At 52.1% G+C, this 16,708-nt stretch carries 14 protein-coding genes; 5 read left to right on the plus strand and 9 right to left on the minus strand.

From position 1 onward, the window contains the following. Positions 1–2 precede the first annotated feature (2 nt). From C9I92_RS02575 to bamJ, 3 genes are all read left to right on the plus strand, one after another. A complete protein-coding gene (locus tag C9I92_RS02575; RefSeq protein ID WP_047884113.1) occupies positions 3–833 on the plus strand; it encodes a peptidoglycan binding protein CsiV in 831 nt (276 codons plus the stop codon). Positions 834–1,094: 261 nt separating this feature from the next. Further along, a complete protein-coding gene (locus C9I92_RS02580; protein WP_047884112.1) occupies positions 1,095–1,685 on the plus strand; it encodes a GNAT family N-acetyltransferase in 591 nt (196 codons plus the stop codon). Positions 1,686–1,897: 212 nt separating this feature from the next. Then, positions 1,898–2,371 (plus strand): BamJ family beta-barrel-assembly machinery protein, encoded by a 474-nt coding sequence (bamJ, locus tag C9I92_RS02585; RefSeq protein WP_047884111.1) that lies wholly within the window; start codon positions 1,898–1,900, stop codon positions 2,369–2,371. A 277-nt stretch (positions 2,372–2,648) separates the two neighbouring features. Here the strand turns inward: bamJ and C9I92_RS02590 are convergent, their stop codons facing one another. The 8 genes from C9I92_RS02590 to hinT form a co-directional block, all read right to left on the minus strand. After that, on the minus strand, positions 2,649–3,938 hold the full coding sequence (locus C9I92_RS02590) for an NAD(P)/FAD-dependent oxidoreductase (protein ID WP_047884110.1): 1,290 nt from the start codon (positions 3,936–3,938) through the stop codon (positions 2,649–2,651). Positions 3,939–4,173: 235 nt separating this feature from the next. Further along, complete coding sequence (gene ycfP / locus C9I92_RS02595; protein ID WP_047884109.1) at positions 4,174–4,716, minus strand: alpha/beta hydrolase YcfP; 543 nt, start codon at positions 4,714–4,716, stop codon at positions 4,174–4,176. Between the two features lie 109 nt (positions 4,717–4,825). Continuing rightward, positions 4,826–5,683, minus strand: a complete 858-nt coding sequence (locus C9I92_RS02600) for a DUF6279 family lipoprotein (RefSeq protein WP_047884108.1) — start codon at positions 5,681–5,683, stop codon at positions 4,826–4,828. A 195-nt stretch (positions 5,684–5,878) separates the two neighbouring features. Next, positions 5,879–6,823, minus strand: coding sequence for a phosphotransferase (locus tag C9I92_RS02605; protein ID WP_047884107.1), 945 nt, complete (start codon positions 6,821–6,823; stop codon positions 5,879–5,881). A gap of 20 nt (positions 6,824–6,843) precedes the next feature. Next, entirely contained in the window at positions 6,844–7,437 is a 594-nt protein-coding gene (gene lpoB / locus C9I92_RS02610; RefSeq protein ID WP_047884106.1) for a penicillin-binding protein activator LpoB, read from the minus strand. A gap of 66 nt (positions 7,438–7,503) precedes the next feature. Then, entirely contained in the window at positions 7,504–7,887 is a 384-nt protein-coding gene (locus tag C9I92_RS02615; protein ID WP_047884105.1) for a YcfL family putative periplasmic lipoprotein, read from the minus strand. Continuing rightward, on the minus strand, positions 7,887–9,275 hold the full coding sequence (locus tag C9I92_RS02620) for a COG3014 family protein (protein ID WP_047884104.1): 1,389 nt from the start codon (positions 9,273–9,275) through the stop codon (positions 7,887–7,889). The genes C9I92_RS02615 and C9I92_RS02620 overlap by 1 nt, the downstream gene beginning before the upstream one ends. 114 nt (positions 9,276–9,389) lie before the next feature. Then, entirely contained in the window at positions 9,390–9,740 is a 351-nt protein-coding gene (hinT, locus tag C9I92_RS02625) for a purine nucleoside phosphoramidase (RefSeq protein ID WP_047884103.1), read from the minus strand. A gap of 356 nt (positions 9,741–10,096) precedes the next feature. Here hinT and C9I92_RS02630 point away from each other — a divergent pair, with 356 nt between their 5' ends. Together C9I92_RS02630 and pyrC are read left to right on the plus strand one after the other, a co-directional pair. Next, positions 10,097–12,100, plus strand: coding sequence for a methyl-accepting chemotaxis protein (locus tag C9I92_RS02630; protein WP_047884102.1), 2,004 nt, complete (start codon positions 10,097–10,099; stop codon positions 12,098–12,100). A 288-nt stretch (positions 12,101–12,388) separates the two neighbouring features. Then, on the plus strand, positions 12,389–13,417 hold the full coding sequence (pyrC, locus tag C9I92_RS02635) for a dihydroorotase (protein WP_047884101.1): 1,029 nt from the start codon (positions 12,389–12,391) through the stop codon (positions 13,415–13,417). A 189-nt stretch (positions 13,418–13,606) separates the two neighbouring features. Here the strand turns inward: pyrC and C9I92_RS02640 are convergent, their stop codons facing one another. After that, positions 13,607–16,708, minus strand: coding sequence for an efflux RND transporter permease subunit (locus C9I92_RS02640; protein WP_047884100.1), 3,102 nt, complete (start codon positions 16,706–16,708; stop codon positions 13,607–13,609).

Consider the following 16,708-nt stretch of genomic DNA (forward strand, 5'->3'; position numbering starts at 1 on the left):
ACTTGAAAAACTTGTTCTTTTTTTTGTTGGTTGTGCTGAGCGGGTCGAGCCTGGCACAACAATTTGATGTGGAAGTTATTGTCTTTAAACGCAATATTGCGCCGGAAAAAGTCGGGGAATCGTGGCCGAATCAGCTACCTCCCCTCAACCTGGATGATGCTATCCGTGTGACGACGGCCAGCGCCAGCGAGGACATCGGCAGCGAAAATACCACGGCACAGCTTCAGGCCAGAGGGATAAACCTGATGCCTGCCGAACAATTTCAGCTAAACACACAGTACGAAGCCCTGAAAAACCACGCTGGTTTCACGCCTCTGGCGCATATCGGCTGGCGCCAGAATAGCCTGGATCGGGATGTGTCCCCTCAGATCCGTATTACCGGCGGACAGGATTATACCGGCCGCTTTTTGAAAAACGGTGCCCCGGTACAACAGTCCGGTATGGACGTGACAACGGATAACCCTGACGCTACGACTGCTCCTAAAGATGCTCTCTTCGAGCTGGACGGGATGATTCGCCTGTATGTCCAAACGACCCCATTGGTGGATACTACGTTCGACCTGCGCGAACCACACCGCCGGGAAAGGGTCATTGGGACGGACATTGCGGATGATGAGCATGAGACAGCCATCGAAGAGGATAACCACCAAGATTCCGGACAGGAAGAAAGCACGGTGCAATTTGGCCATCTTCAGGAAGTGAAAAAACAGGTACAGGTGGATGAATTTTTGAAGGCTTACCGTCTGGAGCAGACTCGCAAGCTGAGCAATAACGAGGTGCACTACATCGACCACCCGCTCATGGGGCTGCTGATTCAGGTACGAAGTCTTTAGGGATACGGGCTTTTGCTAATGAAATTAGCATCACCTCTATACACTATTTGAGGCTGCCCATTGGCAGCCTTTTTCTTTCCAGCCACGTTATTTTATCCACCCGCCAGCGCTCCTTTTCAACGCTTTCTTTTGGCACGTGATCGCCTCCCCCTTTGGCCGGAAAATTCCCCTAAGCACTTAGCAAAAAAAGAAAAACTCGCTGAGTACATCAACTTGAGGTAACTTTGCTATAAGTGATCACAACGGACGACAGGAGAACAGATGAAATCAGATTTTGCGCTTACTACGCCTCGCCTGTACCTGCGTCCCTATAAAAATGCGGATCTGCTGGATTTGGTCGATGCGGTTCGCGAGTCTACCGCCAGCCTTAGCCCCTGGCTGACTTGGTGCACGCCGGATTACAACCAGCACGATGCTCACAGCTGGATTCATGCCAGCGCCCAAAACTGGCTCTATGATGTCAGCTATGAGTTTGCGGTTTTTTCCCGGCACAACGACGCCTTTTGCGGCAGCGTTTCTCTCAATAACCTGTCCAGCCTGGTAAATTCTGCTGAGCTGGGTTACTGGATACGCAGTCAGACTCAACGTCAGGGCATCGCCACTGAAGCCTGCCTGGTCGTCTCCCGTTTTGCTTTTGAACAACTGGGACTCACCCGGCTGGAAATCGTGACCCATACCGGTAACCTGGCCAGTCAGCGGACGGCACTAGCCTGCCATGCCAAATTCGAATGTACGGCCAGAAACAGAATTATGATGCATACTCAACCCATCGACGGAATTTTATTTTCGCTGATCCCATCTGATTTAGCGTCGGCCAAGATTCCTTCGGCACTAAAAGTTTCGCAGCCATAAACCGTGCAGTAACCACACCGGTAAGCCAACTATCTCGTTTGTACTGCTCTGTCTGACATCGTGAGGCCTCTGCCTGCCTCAAAGAAGGACTTGTGCAGATTCACACGCTTTAATATCAGGCTTTTCCGGGTTACAACGCTTTGTTACTATGCCTTTTTATGGCTTTTTCAGACACAACGCCTGCACTTTCAGGCAGCGATTGAGGACGTAACGTGTTTAAAATTATCATTACTATTGCCATTATCGGCCTGGTCATTTTCTTTATGCAGCGCACCTACAGCAACAAACAAGCCGCAGCAGAGAACGTCACGATCGGGGAAGCCTTCCTGGCCGAAAACCAAACCAAAGAAGGGGTGAAAACCACAGATTCCGGGTTGCAGTACCTGGTACTTAAAGAAGGCACAGGCACTGTTCACCCGAAAGCCACCGATAAAGTGACTGTGCACTACCACGGTACGCTGATTGACGGCACTGTATTCGACAGCTCGGTAGAGCGCGGCGAAACCATTCAGTTCGGTCTGAACCAAGTGATTAAAGGCTGGACAGAAGGCCTGCAACTGATGGTTGAAGGAGAGAAAGCCCGCTTCTTTATTCCGGCGGATCTGGCTTACGGCAACCGTGCCATTGGTAAAATTCCGGCAGGCTCTGTGCTTATTTTTGATGTCGAGCTGTTCAAAATTAACTGATATCTGAACCAGTCAAGGAACGCTATTTGCCTCTTTTTGCCAACCTGCGCGCTAATCCAGCAGGTTTCTGCTGACTTTAGGCTATTCTGCTTCCGACATAAAAAAACCGCCGTTCTGTACCAGACGGCGGTTTTTATTTTGGCTTAGTCGTTTTTGCAAAGCTTGTCGGGGTGCCACGTGTCGCGAGTTCAGCATTGTCGCTAACCGGCTACTCCACCACTGAAAATGCTAAGATCAGTACGTATCGCTCAATACCTTACGCTCTGCACAGTTTCGATCAGTGCAGTTTCAGGTTCGGACGCAGCACACGGTTGATGCGGCCAACCAGCATCATCAGACCCGTTTTAATCACGCCATGCAGCGCGATTTGGTGCATGCGGTACAGCGAAATATACACGACACGAGCGATACGCCCCTCGACCATCATCGAACCTTTGGTCAGGTTACCCATCAGGCTACCAACCGTCGAGAAACGACTCAGTGAGACCAGCGAGCCATGATCGCTATACACATAAGGCTTCTGATCGCGGTTAGTAATTTTCGCCACGATGTTCGAGAAACAACGGCTTGCCATCTGGTGAGCAGCCTGAGCACGCGGCGGTACAAAGCTGCCGTCTTCCTGCGCACAAGAAGCCAGGTCACCGATCACGTAAATATCTTCATCACGGGTAGTTTGCAATGTTGGTTTCACTACCAGCTGATTAATGCGGTTTGTTTCCAGACCGGCAATATCTTTCATGAAATCCGGCGCCTTAATACCGGCAGCCCATACCATGATTTGAGCAGGAATGTGCTCGCCGTTCTTGGTGGTCAGGCCGGTACTGTCTGCTTTCGTCACCATAGTGGCAGTACGTACATTCACACCCAACTTAGTCAGTTCACTGTGCGCCGCTGCAGAAATGCGAGGTGGCAGTGCAGGCAGAATACGCTCACCCGCTTCGACCAGGTTAACGTTCAGACGAGAGCTGTCCAGATCCCCAAAGCCGTAGTTACGCAGCTCTTTCACTGCATTGTGCAGCTCTGCAGACAGCTCAACACCGGTTGCACCCGCCCCGACAATAGCAATATCAACAGATTTCTGGTCTTTATTGGCATGCAGTTTCAGGAACTGGTTGTTCATTTCCGTACGGAAACGATGTGCCTGCTCCGGGCTGTCCAGGAAGATACAGTGTTCACGCACACCTGGGGTATTGAAGTCATTGGACGTCGAGCCAATCGCCAGCACCAGAATGTCGTATTCCAGCTCACGTTCCGGCATCAGCAGTTCATCGTGCTCATCATATAGTGCTTCCAGCTTGACCACTTTACGCTCGCGATCGATATCCTGCAGGCTGCCCATCTGGAAATCAAAGCTGTGGTTTTTAGCATGAGCACGGTAGCTCAGGGCATCGACCCCGGCGTCCATCGAGCCAGTCGCCACTTCGTGCAACAAAGGTTTCCACAGGTGGCTGGCTTTACGGTCGACTAAGGTGACCTGCGCACGGCCCTTACGTCCGAGCGTACGGCCTAGCTTGGTTGCTAACTCCAGGCCACCGGCACCACCGCCAACTACGATAATTCGCGTCACAATAACTTCCTCTTAACTTGTAAAAATTATGGTTCAGCGCCTTAACATCACATTTCATCCTTAAAGAGAGATGCTAATGCGCTGGCTAGCTGATAAATATCAATAGAACACGGCCTTGCCGGACAGTACTTTCACCACCAAGAAGAAAAACGCCATTATTCAACAAGGTGCAACACAAGACGTTGTGCTATTGATATTTGCAGACGGACCACGCCGCCTGCATGAAGGTAGGAGGTTAATGCGTATCTTTGAATGTTTTTATTGTTTGTAGATGTTGGGAGATTTTCTTGAACTTATGGGTTTCCTGATCATCCCAGATGATTTCGTAGTAATCACCTAACACATCTTTTGTGTGGCGATTATCTAATACTTCATCTTGAGTTGAAAGTATGCAGAGACAATTCCCGGCATTTTTTTTCCGAAAATCTGTAACACATTTTGTCGCAATATCAGCATATTCTTCAGGGCGGTTAATTCTTCCCTCCATTGTTCGTTCTGGATACAAATTCGGGTTAAAAATCACCTGCTTAATACCGCAAAGAAAACCGATACGTTCTGACCAGTAACCGCCGAGACCCACGCCGCAGATCAACGGGTACTCATCATCTGACTGCTCTTTGAGCTTCTGGACTTCTTTAATCAGATGCTGCATATCATGCTTGGGATGCTGGGTGCTGTAACTCACGAAACGGACATCAGGGTCAATGAATTGAAGCTGTAAAACCTTTTCATGATTTCCGGGGCTGGTGGAATCATAACCGTGCAGATAGATGATCATCGCTTCTCCCTGTCGTATTACATGCTCGACGTTATGGTTTTGAATTTAATCTAACAGGTTTTCCCGGCATTAAAAGGGGAAAAATATGACTCACTTTGCAATTTTCCGGCTACTGATGAATAAGCACCGCAATATCTTTTCGTAAGTCGACCAACTTATCATTCAGAAACGCATTTTGTTTCCCAGATAGCGTGTGCTGCAAACGCCGCAGCAATTCAAACCGCCGCTTGAGGTACAAATCCATCTCGCCACGATAGGTAGTGGTATTGAGCGCGGTGGCATCTCGCAGATACCCGGCCAGCTTTCGGTTGAAGCCAGCCTGTTTGCGCTCTGTCATCAACTGCTGCCAGCGCTTGAAGTAGTCATCACGCATAGCAATAAAAACCGGTTCCATCTCGATTTGATAACCTGCCAACTCTGCGAGCAAGGTTTTCTGACTCGAAGACACAGAGCCAATCCAGTTATCCGTAAAGTCCGCCAATCGTTCCGTGCGCTTGGCAATTTTTTGCGCTCGGCTCTTGCCTTCCCGCTCCCGATCCGCCTGCTGGAATTTTTTCCTGAGATTGATTTCTATCTGGGCGATTTGGCTTTCATCAAGCTGAGAGAGCATTGCAGCCAGCGGCGTGGCCAGCACTTGTGCCGAGTCCTGACTCAATCCGGTAAACAGTGTGTAGTAGTGCTGCATCTGAGCAAAGGTCACGGGGGATTTGAGATCAGCCTGCAAGGCATCAATGGCACGGTGAATTTTGGGGAGTTCCTGACGACGGTGGCGTTCGAGGGCACGTTCCAGATCGGTATCCAGCTGGAGCTGCTGCTGGCGGGTAAGCGTGACATAGTCAGATACCCGATTAACCAGCCACCAGTCAAGGTTGTTATACGCAAGCCGGGTGGTACATCCAGCCAGGATAATCACCAACAGCAACAGTAATATGCTAAACCGGCTGTTATTGTGTCGTTGTCTCGCCATGCCCGCCCCTGCTTGTCATCTATGACCACATAACTTATGACCACTTCACTCTATGACCATTACGTGTCATTCACTGCGATCGATCGCGTCACATCGCCGTGTTCCTGGCCGCTTGCTGTCATCATTGAATGAGCACGCTATGCGCACGGTTTGATCATCAAAGCAAGTTCGCTAAGCCGTAATTGGCGATGCCTGTTAATCCGGGTGACGAGAGACAACAGGCGTCAGCACTGCCATCAGCTTGTCTGCTTCCTTGCCGTATTCAGGCTCCTGCCAGAGTGCTTCTGCCACCCGGAACCAGAGTAATGCCAGATACTGGCACCACGGCAACCAGGCGTGTACCGCCTGAAGCCAGCGTGTTTCTTCAGTCCGGCTCAGTGCCCGGGCCTGACAATAGGCATGGACGGCACTTTGCAGCTCAAGTCCGTTGGCGCTAATCGTCAGCGCCAGATCCAGAGACGGATCACCCGCAGCCGCATATTCCCAGTCAATCACACGCGCGTCGGCTAAGCCGCCCGTTTCGCTGGTACCTGAAATTATAATATTATACCAACCCAAATCATGGTGGCAGCAAACGTCCGCAAACCACTGAATCGGAGGGTGGGTCTGGAAATGATGGTGAATCGCACGCAGTGCAGGTGATTTGGCTTCAGACGGGATATGGTGCCAGTAGTGCCTGGCCCGCTCCGGGCAATCCAGTCGCCAGTCTGGTACTTGTAATTGATGGATGTGCGCCTGTATTGCGGCCAGAGCCGCCAGCGGCAAGTTCTCAGCGGCCAGTTGCCCTTCCACCCACTCCACCAGCAGCCCCTCGGGCAACAAGGCAAATGCGGCGGGCGCAATCGCCTTTCCTGACAACACATCGCGCGAATCTGACGACAATGCCTGCCCGGTTTTCAGATTTTCCGAACGCCCTAAAGCATGGAGAAGACGGTACTCGTGCTCTCGCGACAGACCAAAGGCATTTGTCGCGGCAGACGTTGGCCGCCAGACCAGCGGCGTGAGGTAGTGGGACTGACGGTGCCTGAGGGTGACTTTCCAGCAACGATTGCTCAATCCACCGGTCAGCGGCGTTGCACTGACCAGTTGATAGTCGGGTAATTGCTGGTTAAGCAGATGGGCAATCTGCTCAATGGTCATGGCACCGTCCAAGGCTGATTTTACCAGCCAAACAGACTCTTCGACTGTTGCTTGCGGATCTCGCTCTCATCAGCCCATTCAATCAAGCCGCTTTGCAGATCCATGAGACGCATTGTCATCTTGTAATACACGTCTTTGTCGCTGCCAGCATTTTTCACGATGCTCGACAGGTTACCGTACAGCATGTATTGCGCGCCGACCATCTTGCCGAACTGAATCGCAGTGCTCTGGTTTACCAGTTCATCATTGTTCTGGAAGTTAAGCTGTTTGCGAGCCGCTTCTACACGGGCCATGTCCACAAAACGGAACTTGCCCGAGTTCAGCAAACGCGTGCTGACTGAGTCAGTGATAGATTCGGTATCAATGTGCTCGCTGGTCTTGTTCTTGATGCTTTCAACCATGATGATCGGGCGCTGACCATTGCCGGTGATATAACCCACAGAGCCGGACGACAGCATGCTGTCAGTCATCTGCTCGGCAATTTTCTGCAGATCCGTCGAGCCAAATTCGACTGTAGTAGTTTCAACCGACTGAGCATCCCCGTAGTTAACTTTCTGGGCACAGCCTCCCATCAGAGCTGCCACACCCATTAGAGCGATTACGCTTTTTTTCATTGTCTTACCTTTCAAATTGTCCGGCTCAGGCCTCAATGGCCGCCATTCCCAAATCAGTGAAAAATGTTAATCCGCTTGTCGGATATAAATACGGTACTGAGTGATTTGTGCGCTTCTGGCAACCGCTTGCAATGTCATCGAATCACGGCCATGCAAAATGACATGCCGCCACGGGCTGTCACTGCCGTTCACTTCCAGACCCTGCGCGTCATACCAGTAGAAACGGTACTGCAGGCTCAAATCAGAATCGACATTACTGACAATCGGTACTCCGGCTTTTAGCAGGCCGTTGACCTTTCCTACCTGTGCCTGCTCGATAGTCAGCCGACGCGCCAGATCCGTGTTACCGATCACCACATTCTGATTGCTGCTTTCTATGCTGATCCCTGACGTTGTTGAGGAACAAGCCGTCAGCCCCAGTACAAGGCCCAATATCATGAGTAAACGCATTAGCTCTCTCCTAGTAAGACTGACCAGCCTGTCAGTGTATTCCCTTGCCGTGATACCCAAACCATGGTTGTCCTTCCCGGTTTCACTCCAACATCAATCTGCTGCCCGTTCCAGGCCAGCGTATAATCGCCTGCCGGTAAATCCTGCTGAGCAACCGACACACTGGCAGGCAGGCTTTGCCAGCTCCGGGTGTCCGGCTGTTCTGTCAGGGTATTGAAAATATTGGCTAACAAGTTACCGACATCATCACCTGATTGCGCCGATACCTTACGCACTTCATTTTTGGCAACAACACGCAATGCCTGACGCACCACCATGACCGGGAGCTGCTCCTGCAGGTTGTATTTCGCCATCCGGTTGACGTCCGTCAGCGTACTGCCTGAGACCGGCCGATTGTTGAGCATCAGTGGCGACAGCACCGGTGAGGCATTACTGCGGTAGTACGGCAGTGCGAGGTTATAAATGGCACTCTGCCCCCGGCTATCACGCAACCAGAGTGGCAGACGCCATCCGTCACGTGCCGCAACCACACCCTGCTCGTCAAATACCACCACCCTGCCGCTGCCTTTGGCGGAAGGCTGGTAACGGCCATAACGAGCTTCCAGGCTGCGGCGGTCATCAATCATGGAAAGCCGGGTGGCAAGACGCAGCACAGTGTGTGCGACATAGCGATTGTCCGGGACCACCGCCAGTGCCCGCTTGTAATCGATGTAGGCGTTGTTGAGATCGCCCTCCGCCTCATACAGCACACCAGACAGGTAGAACAGGTATCCATTCTGCACATTACCGAGCGCATCACCCACGTCCGGATAACGTGCCAGAACCGCACCGAGGTTTTGCTTGTCCAGCCCCTCTTTACGGGCGGCCGATGCTGCGCTTTCCAGCTCTGCTTCACGCTGTTTGCGGGCAGATTCCTGAACCATATTGGCACGGCGCACTTCGACCAGCGCACCATTGAGATCGCGCTGCTGGATATAACTCAAAGCCAGGTAAAGATGAAGAAAACCCAGCTCATAATCGGCGGGTTTGTAGGTGATCATGTTGTCATTGGTCAACAGGGCACCGGCCTGATTCAGCCCTTCCGACACCTGAATCACCGCTTGCTGCTGTTGCGCTTCCACGGCTTGATCTGCCACTTTAAGTGCCGAGAAGCTCTGGGGATAGCTGCCAGCCAGAAAGCCAATCCGGCCGCGCTCCATCCCATCAAGGATTTCACCCGCAGGGGCTTCCGGTAGTTTCTCCAGTGCCTGCTGATAACGCCCCGCCTGTACAGCCTGGCGCGCGTCACTGTTGGCAGCACTGTAGTGACTGAATAAATTATGTGTCGATAAATTTGCACAGGCCGTCAAGCCTATAGACAGCACTGCTGCGACGGCATGTTTTATCATTACGCCTTACCCTAAGAAAAAGTCTGAGTTCCATCACTACCCAATCGGTAGCCTCTGCCACTCAGACTTTACAATATCTCTTTCGTTCACCCTGTCAGTCAGGACAAGCGTTCATTAGCCTGCTAGCATCGGGCCCATCGGACGGCCACCCAGCAGGTGCATATGCACATGGTAAACTTCCTGGCCACCGTGCGGGTTGCAGTTCACAATCAGACGGTAACCGTCTTCTGCAATACCTTCTTGCTCAGCAAGTTTACGCGCAACAGTAAACAGACGTCCCATCATCAGCTCATCTTCAGCTTCCACATCATTCACGGTCGGCAGCAGCTTGTTTGGAATAATCAGGATGTGACTTGGCGCTCGTGGGTTAATATCACGAAACGCCGTAACCAGATCGTCCTGGTACACTACATCTGCCGGAATTTCTTTGCGAATAATCTTACTGAAAATGGTTTCTTCAGCCATGCCATACTCCATTTCTGATTTTGTGACAGTACATTGCAGTATGCTCGACAAAAGACAGCAGGGCAATATTGAACACTGTTTAAAACTCTTTTTCCAGTAATTCTTTTGCGAAATAAGTGTTTTTTTGAAGTATCGGTCAAAGAATGCACCCCCTGAAATCCGCTACTATTTATCCCTAAGCCTGAATAAAATAGACAAAAAACAGGATGTTCCGGCTTACTTTTGGCCAAATTTTTGACACTTATTTTTTCGGTTAAAATTTGACTATGGCGATGCACAAAATAATCACAACAGCATCGTCCTGACTGGATATGGCAAGACAAAGGTTACCTTGCCGGTTTGTATTTAGGGACAATATGAAAACAATGAAACAAACCTCCGTGATACGACGTATGTACACCGGTTTTGCCATCATGGTATTGCTGTTCGTCGCGACCATGATGATGTTACTCAACGGCACCAGCCGCATTCACCAGCAACTGCAGACAGTCACCACCGACGCGCTCCCGCTGGTCTCCCTATCCAACCAGACCAGTGTCCGCCTGCTGGCTGCTGATAAAGTTTTCAAAGACTTTCTCACCAGCCAGGAGCCTGAACGTCTGGCGCACTACGACAGCCAGTTCAGTCAATCACATGAGCAGTTCCTGACTGCACTGAATCAACTGGTAGAACAGAGTCGTAACACCCCGGCCTTAAATGATCAGCTTTCCGCACTACTGGCTCTGGAAGAGCGGTATTTTCAGGAAGCCCAGACGGCAATGACCAATTACCGAGCCCAACTGCTGGCGCAATCGGAGCGGCAGCAAGCGAGCCGGAACTTCCAGCAGCTCCATGCCCGCTTAAACAGCAAAATGAAAGACTATGTCGATGATCAGGACAGTATTTCAGTCAAGATGATCGCCAAGAACTACTTCATGAAGTTACAGCAGACCGAAACCATTACCTCAGATGCGCTGGCTTCAGAAGACATTGCGGTGATTGAGCAAGCCATCAAAAGTAACAAGCGAAACGTCAATCACCTCAGTAATGCTTACCGTTCCCTCACCGCGCTGATGCCAGATCTGAAATCGGCTTTCGATGAGTCGATCGCCCGGTATGAGCGGGATATCGGCCAGAGTGGCGGGGTGCTGGATGCCCACGCCCAGTACATTCAGGCGCGTAACCGGCTGTACAATAATATTGCGGTACTGGCTCAGGAGATTGACTCAGCGACGACCCTGCTCGACGGATTCCGCCAACAGGCAACCCGCCAAATGGACGCGGCGATCACTGAAGCAGGTAACACCTACCGCCAGGGTTTCAACCACGCCCTGCTGCTCGGCATTGGCACCACCCTGTTTGCCGCATTTATTGGCTGGTATCTGGCCCAAAGCGTACGCCACCCTTTGAAGTCAACCCTAGAAACCCTGGAAGCACTGGCCAATGGCGACATGACGCAGCGCAGTAGCGTCAATCAGTTCGTGGAGTTCAGCCGGTTGGCCACATATATCAATACGCTCGCTGACAACCTGCAGGAAATTCTCGGCCAGCTCAGTCAGGCGGCCAGCGAACTGACTGTCGTAGCACAAGAAAATCAGACCACCACGCGCGATGCCAAAAACCGCCTTCATGCACAACGGGAGCAAACGGCGTCAGTGGCTACTGCGATGACAGAAATGGAGCACTCTGTGAATGATGTCTCGCACAGTGCGCAAAACACCATGGAACGGGTTAACGATGTTGAGCGCGCCTCAGGCACCGGGCGTGAGGTCATGAGCCGCAACATCAGCACCGCCCACCAGCTTTCCCGCCGGCTGGATGAATCCGTACAGGCCGTCACCAATCTGCAAGTGATGAGTGGCAATATCGGCAAGATTCTGGATGTGATCCGCAACATCGCGGATCAGACCAATCTGCTGGCACTCAATGCCGCCATTGAAGCCGCACGCGCCGGAGAGCAAGGTCGGGGCTTTGCGGTCGTTGCCGATGAAGTACGGGTACTCGCGCGCCGCACGACCGATTCAACCGCAGAAATTGAGCAAATGATAAAAGAGCTGCAATCACGCTCTGGGCAGGCCGTCACCATGATGCAGAGTTGTGTAGGAGAAATGGAGAACAGCATTCATCAGGCATCAGAGGCCAACAGCGCAATGGAAGACATTCAGGCGCTGATTCTGGAAATCAGCCAGATGAGCACTCAAATTGCCGAAGCCTCGGCAGAGCAAAGCAGCACCACAGCCTCAATTGCCCGCAGCCTGGAGGAAATCAGCCATATTTCAGATTCCAACTTTGGTGCCATGGAAGAAGTGGCAGAAGCCAGTGCTAAGCTCGACAGCCTAGCGCATCAGCAGCACCATCTGGTTCAGCGCTTTACGCTCTGACCCCTTTGAAGATCTGATTCGTGTATTACGTTCTTTCGGGCGCTTTACACACGGCTTACCCAATCAACAATAACCCCGGCACGGCGATAACGGTCGCCTTGCCGGATTTCACCCATATTGCCCCGCCTTAACCCAACTTTCTACAAACTTTCAGCCAAAGTCAGGTATATCGTGCCACGTAATCGATTGCTCTTTTTCGCTTCAGTCAGACAGCGTATCATGGTGAGAGCCTTTACAAGCCTCTACGTAGGCTTTAGAATCGGTCGATTTTTTTTGGAGGGAAGCAAAATGACGACAATGACGATCACCCGCCCGGATGACTGGCACACGCATTTACGTGATGGTGATGTTCTGAAAGACACAGTCCGGGACATCAGTCGATATATGGGTCGCGCCATTATCATGCCAAACCTGATCCCACCGGTCACCGATACTGAAGCCGCTCTGGCCTACCGCGATCGTATCCTTGCTGAAAAACCGCAAGCCCATTTCTCTCCTTTAATGACACTTTATCTCACCGACAACACCACCCCTGACGAAATTCGCAAAGCAAAAGCCACCGGCCATATCCACGCCGCCAAACTTTACCCTGCCGGTGCAACGACCAACTCAGATTCCGGTGTTACCTCGTTCGAGAAAATTCAGCCGACGCTGGAAGCCATGCAGGAAGTCGGCATGCTGCTGCTGATTCACGGTGAGGTGACAACCCATGACGTTGACATCTTTGACCGCGAAAAGACGTTCCTTGAAACGGTGCTGGCCCCTATCGTTGAAAACATGCCGAATCTGAAAATTGTGGTTGAACACATCACAACAAAAGATGCGGTTGACTTTGTGAATCAGGCTGGTCCGAACGTGGCAGCGACGATCACCGCGCACCACCTGATGTTTAACCGTAACCACATGCTGGTAGGTGGTATCCGTCCACACTTCTACTGCTTGCCAATCCTGAAGCGCAATACCCATCAACAGGCACTGATTGAAGCCGCCACCAGCGGTAGCAAGAAGTTCTTCCTGGGGACAGATTCCGCGCCGCACGCACAGGGCCGCAAAGAGTCAGCCTGTGGCTGTGCCGGTTCGTACACGGCTCACGCAGCCATCGAACTGTACGCGGAAGTGTTTGAGCAAGCCGGAGCGCTGGATAAGCTGGAAGCCTTTGCAAGCTTCAACGGCCCGGATTTTTATGGTCTGCCGCGCAATACCGACACCATTACGCTGGTGAAAGAGAACTGGGCAGTGCCTGAAACGCTGGCATTTGGTAACGATGTGGTTGTGCCAATCCGCGCCGGCGAGTCCCTGAACTGGAAAGTGATCTAATCACCTTCCTGACTCAGGTCGCATACGCTAAAAACAGTTATTTGCCATACGTAGAACTACCCGCAAATAACTGCGCAACAGCCATAAAAAAGGGGACTCTCATTGAGTCCCCTTGTTGTATCTGCTCCGGCGAGTCTCAGTGCCACAGCACCGCCCCGCCCGGAACGTCACATTTTTAACGTTGTTTCATCAGTGGGCTGTCGCCGTCTGGTCATGCGCCGTACCATGGCTGCCCGGCAGCGCAACATGGTGGAACAGGCGGTACAGTACCGGCACAACAATCAGTGTCAGCACGGTTGCAAAGCCCAGACCAAACATAATGGTGACGGCCATTGGCTTAAAGAAGACATCCGGCAACAGCGGGAGCATCCCGAGGATTGTCGTAATGGCCGCCATGCACACCGGACGCACACGACTCACTGCCGCATCCACCACCGCTTCATATTTGTCTTTACCACTGGCGATCTCAATTTCGATTTGATCCAGCAACACGATACCATTTTTCACCAGCATCCCTGACAGGCTCAGGAAGCCCAGCAATGCCATAAAGCCAAACGGGGTATTGAGTAGCAGCAGACCAAGAGTTACCCCGATCACCGCCAGCGGTACGGTAGCCCATACAATCAGCGCTTCCTTAACCTTGTTGAACAGGAAGATGGTGATCAGGAACATAACCAGATAGCCCATCGGCATGGTCTGGAACAGCGATGCTTTAGCGTCTGCGGAAGACTCATACTCCCCGCCCCACTCCAGCGAGTAACCAGGTGGGAAGTGCAGCGCCTCAATGGCCGGCTGAATACGGGTCTGAACCGTTGCTGCGGTTTCGTCACCCAGCGGGTTCGGGTCAGCCATCACCGTCATCATGCGCTTACGGTTCTTACGGGCAATCAGCGGATCTTCCCAACGAACATTTACGCCGTTAATCACCTGCTGCAGTGGAATGTACCCCTGCGTGACCGGGCTCCAGATCTTCATGCCTTCAATGGTGCTGACATCAACCCGCTCATTTTCCGGCAGGCGAGCCACAATCGGCATCAGATTCGTACCGTCACGGTAAATCCCGACTGTCAGACCAGAGAATGACATCTGCAGCAGATCATCCACGTCTTTCTTGGTGATACCGTAGCGGCGAGCCTGACTTTCATTGAACACAGGCTCAATCACCTTATTACGCTCACGCCAGTCGTGGCGAATGTTCGAAGTACCAGGGTCAGCATGCATGATGTCGACGACTTGTTTCGCCAGCCCACGCAGCACTGTTGGATCCGGACCAACCAGACGAGCTTCAATTTTCGCCCCGGATGATGGGCCAAGCATGATTTGCTTGAGCTTGTATTCCAGCTCCGGATGGTTCTCATCCAGCACTTTGCTCAGATCTGACAGCACAGGCACAACGTCTTCGAAACTCTTCACCCGCACGATAAGCTCGCCATACGACGAATAGCTTTTCTCCGGCGAGTAAGTCAGCATGAAACGCTGTGAGCCTTTACCGGCACTGGAGCTGACGTACTCCACTTTATCGCTTTTACCGATGATGCCTTCCAGCTCTTCCAGCTTGGCATTGGTGGCGCGAATGTCAGTACCTTCAGGCATCCAGACATCCACCATAAACATCGGCGTGGTCGATGCCGGGAAGAAAGACTGTTTCAACAGGGTAAAGCCGTACAGGCTGGCACCCAACATCAGGATCAGGGCGATAACCGTCATCCAGGCGCGGCGCATACAGAATTCAAGAAACGCCTTGTACCAGACGAAAAGCTTACCGGCGTATGGATCAACGTCTTCATCGCCGGTTCCCGTCTTCGCACTTTTGAAGAACAGATCACCAAAGAACGGAGTCAGCGAAATGGCGGTAAACCAGCTCAGCATCAGTGATACCAGCAGTACCGTAAACAGTGTCCGGCAGTATTCACCGGTGGAGTCCTGCGACAGGCCGATTGGCGCAAACGCCATCACGGCAATCACCGTTGCCCCCAGCAACGGCCACTTGGTCTGGGTAACGATGTCGGATGCAGCCTGCATGCGGGTTCGCCCTTTCTGCATGCCGATCAGTATCCCCTCCACGACCACAATGGCGTTATCCACCAGCATCCCGAGTGCGATAACCAGTGCCCCGAGCGAAATCCGCTGCAGGTCAATGGCCATCCACTTCATGAAGACAAAGGTGCCCAGCACGGTCAGCAGCAGAATCAGACCAATCAGAATCCCTGAGCGTAGCCCCATGAAGAACAGCAGGACGATAATAACGATCGCGACGGCCTGTCCCAGGCTGACCACGAAACCGCTGACGGATTTATCCACTTCGGTCGGTTGGCTGTAAACCTCACCGATATTGATGCCGATTGGCTGCTGCTCTCTCAGTTCCTGCAAGCGACGCTGCACCCGAGAGCCGACTTCCACCACGTTGACACCGTCAACAAAGGAGATCCCGACGTTCAGTGCCTGCTGACCGTTATAGGCCAACAGGTTATCCGGTACTTCCTTGAACTCACGCTTGATTTCCGCCACATCACGCAGATAAATCAGCCCTTTAGAGCCACCATCGGTGATGATCAGATCCCCCAGCTCTTCCACACTCTGGAATTCACCGGTTGGATGAACACGGATATACTCGCTGCCGATTCGTACTGCACCGGCACTGGTCACCAAGTTCTGGGTTTCCAGTGTGCCGTAAATGGTTTTCGGTGAAATGCCCAGCGCGCTCAAACGCTGCATAGAGATTTCAATGAATACCTGCTCTTGCTGAATCCCGCTGACTGAAACTTTGCCAACACCGTCTACCAGTTCGATTTCACGACGCAGGTAGTCAACGTAGTCATTCAGCTCTTTGTAGCTGTAACCGTCGCCGGTAATCGCCAGCAGGATGCCGTACACATCCCCGAAGTCATCAATCACTTGCGGTTCATGTACGCCCGGCGGCAGAGATGGTTTTAAGTCATTCACCTTACGGCGCAACTCATCCCAAATCTGCGGCAGATCGTTCGGACCGTATTTATTTTTCATGGTCACGGTGATCTGAGACAGTCCGCGGCTGGATACCGAGTTCACCTCATCCACGTAGGAAAGCTGCTGAATCGCTTTTTCCAACGGATAGGTGACTTCTTCTTCCACCTGCAGCGGTGTCGCGCCCGGATAGGCCGTGATCACCATGGCATCTTTGATGGTAAACGCCGGGTCTTCCAGACGCCCCAAACCAAAGAATGCCAGCGTACCGCCAATCAGGAAGATCAGCGTCATCATCCAACTGATGACTTTATTGCGAATAAAATAGGCTGCAATATCCTGCTTCAT

The organism is Photobacterium ganghwense, assembly GCF_003025595.1.
Lineage (GTDB): Bacteria > Pseudomonadota > Gammaproteobacteria > Enterobacterales > Vibrionaceae > Photobacterium > Photobacterium ganghwense.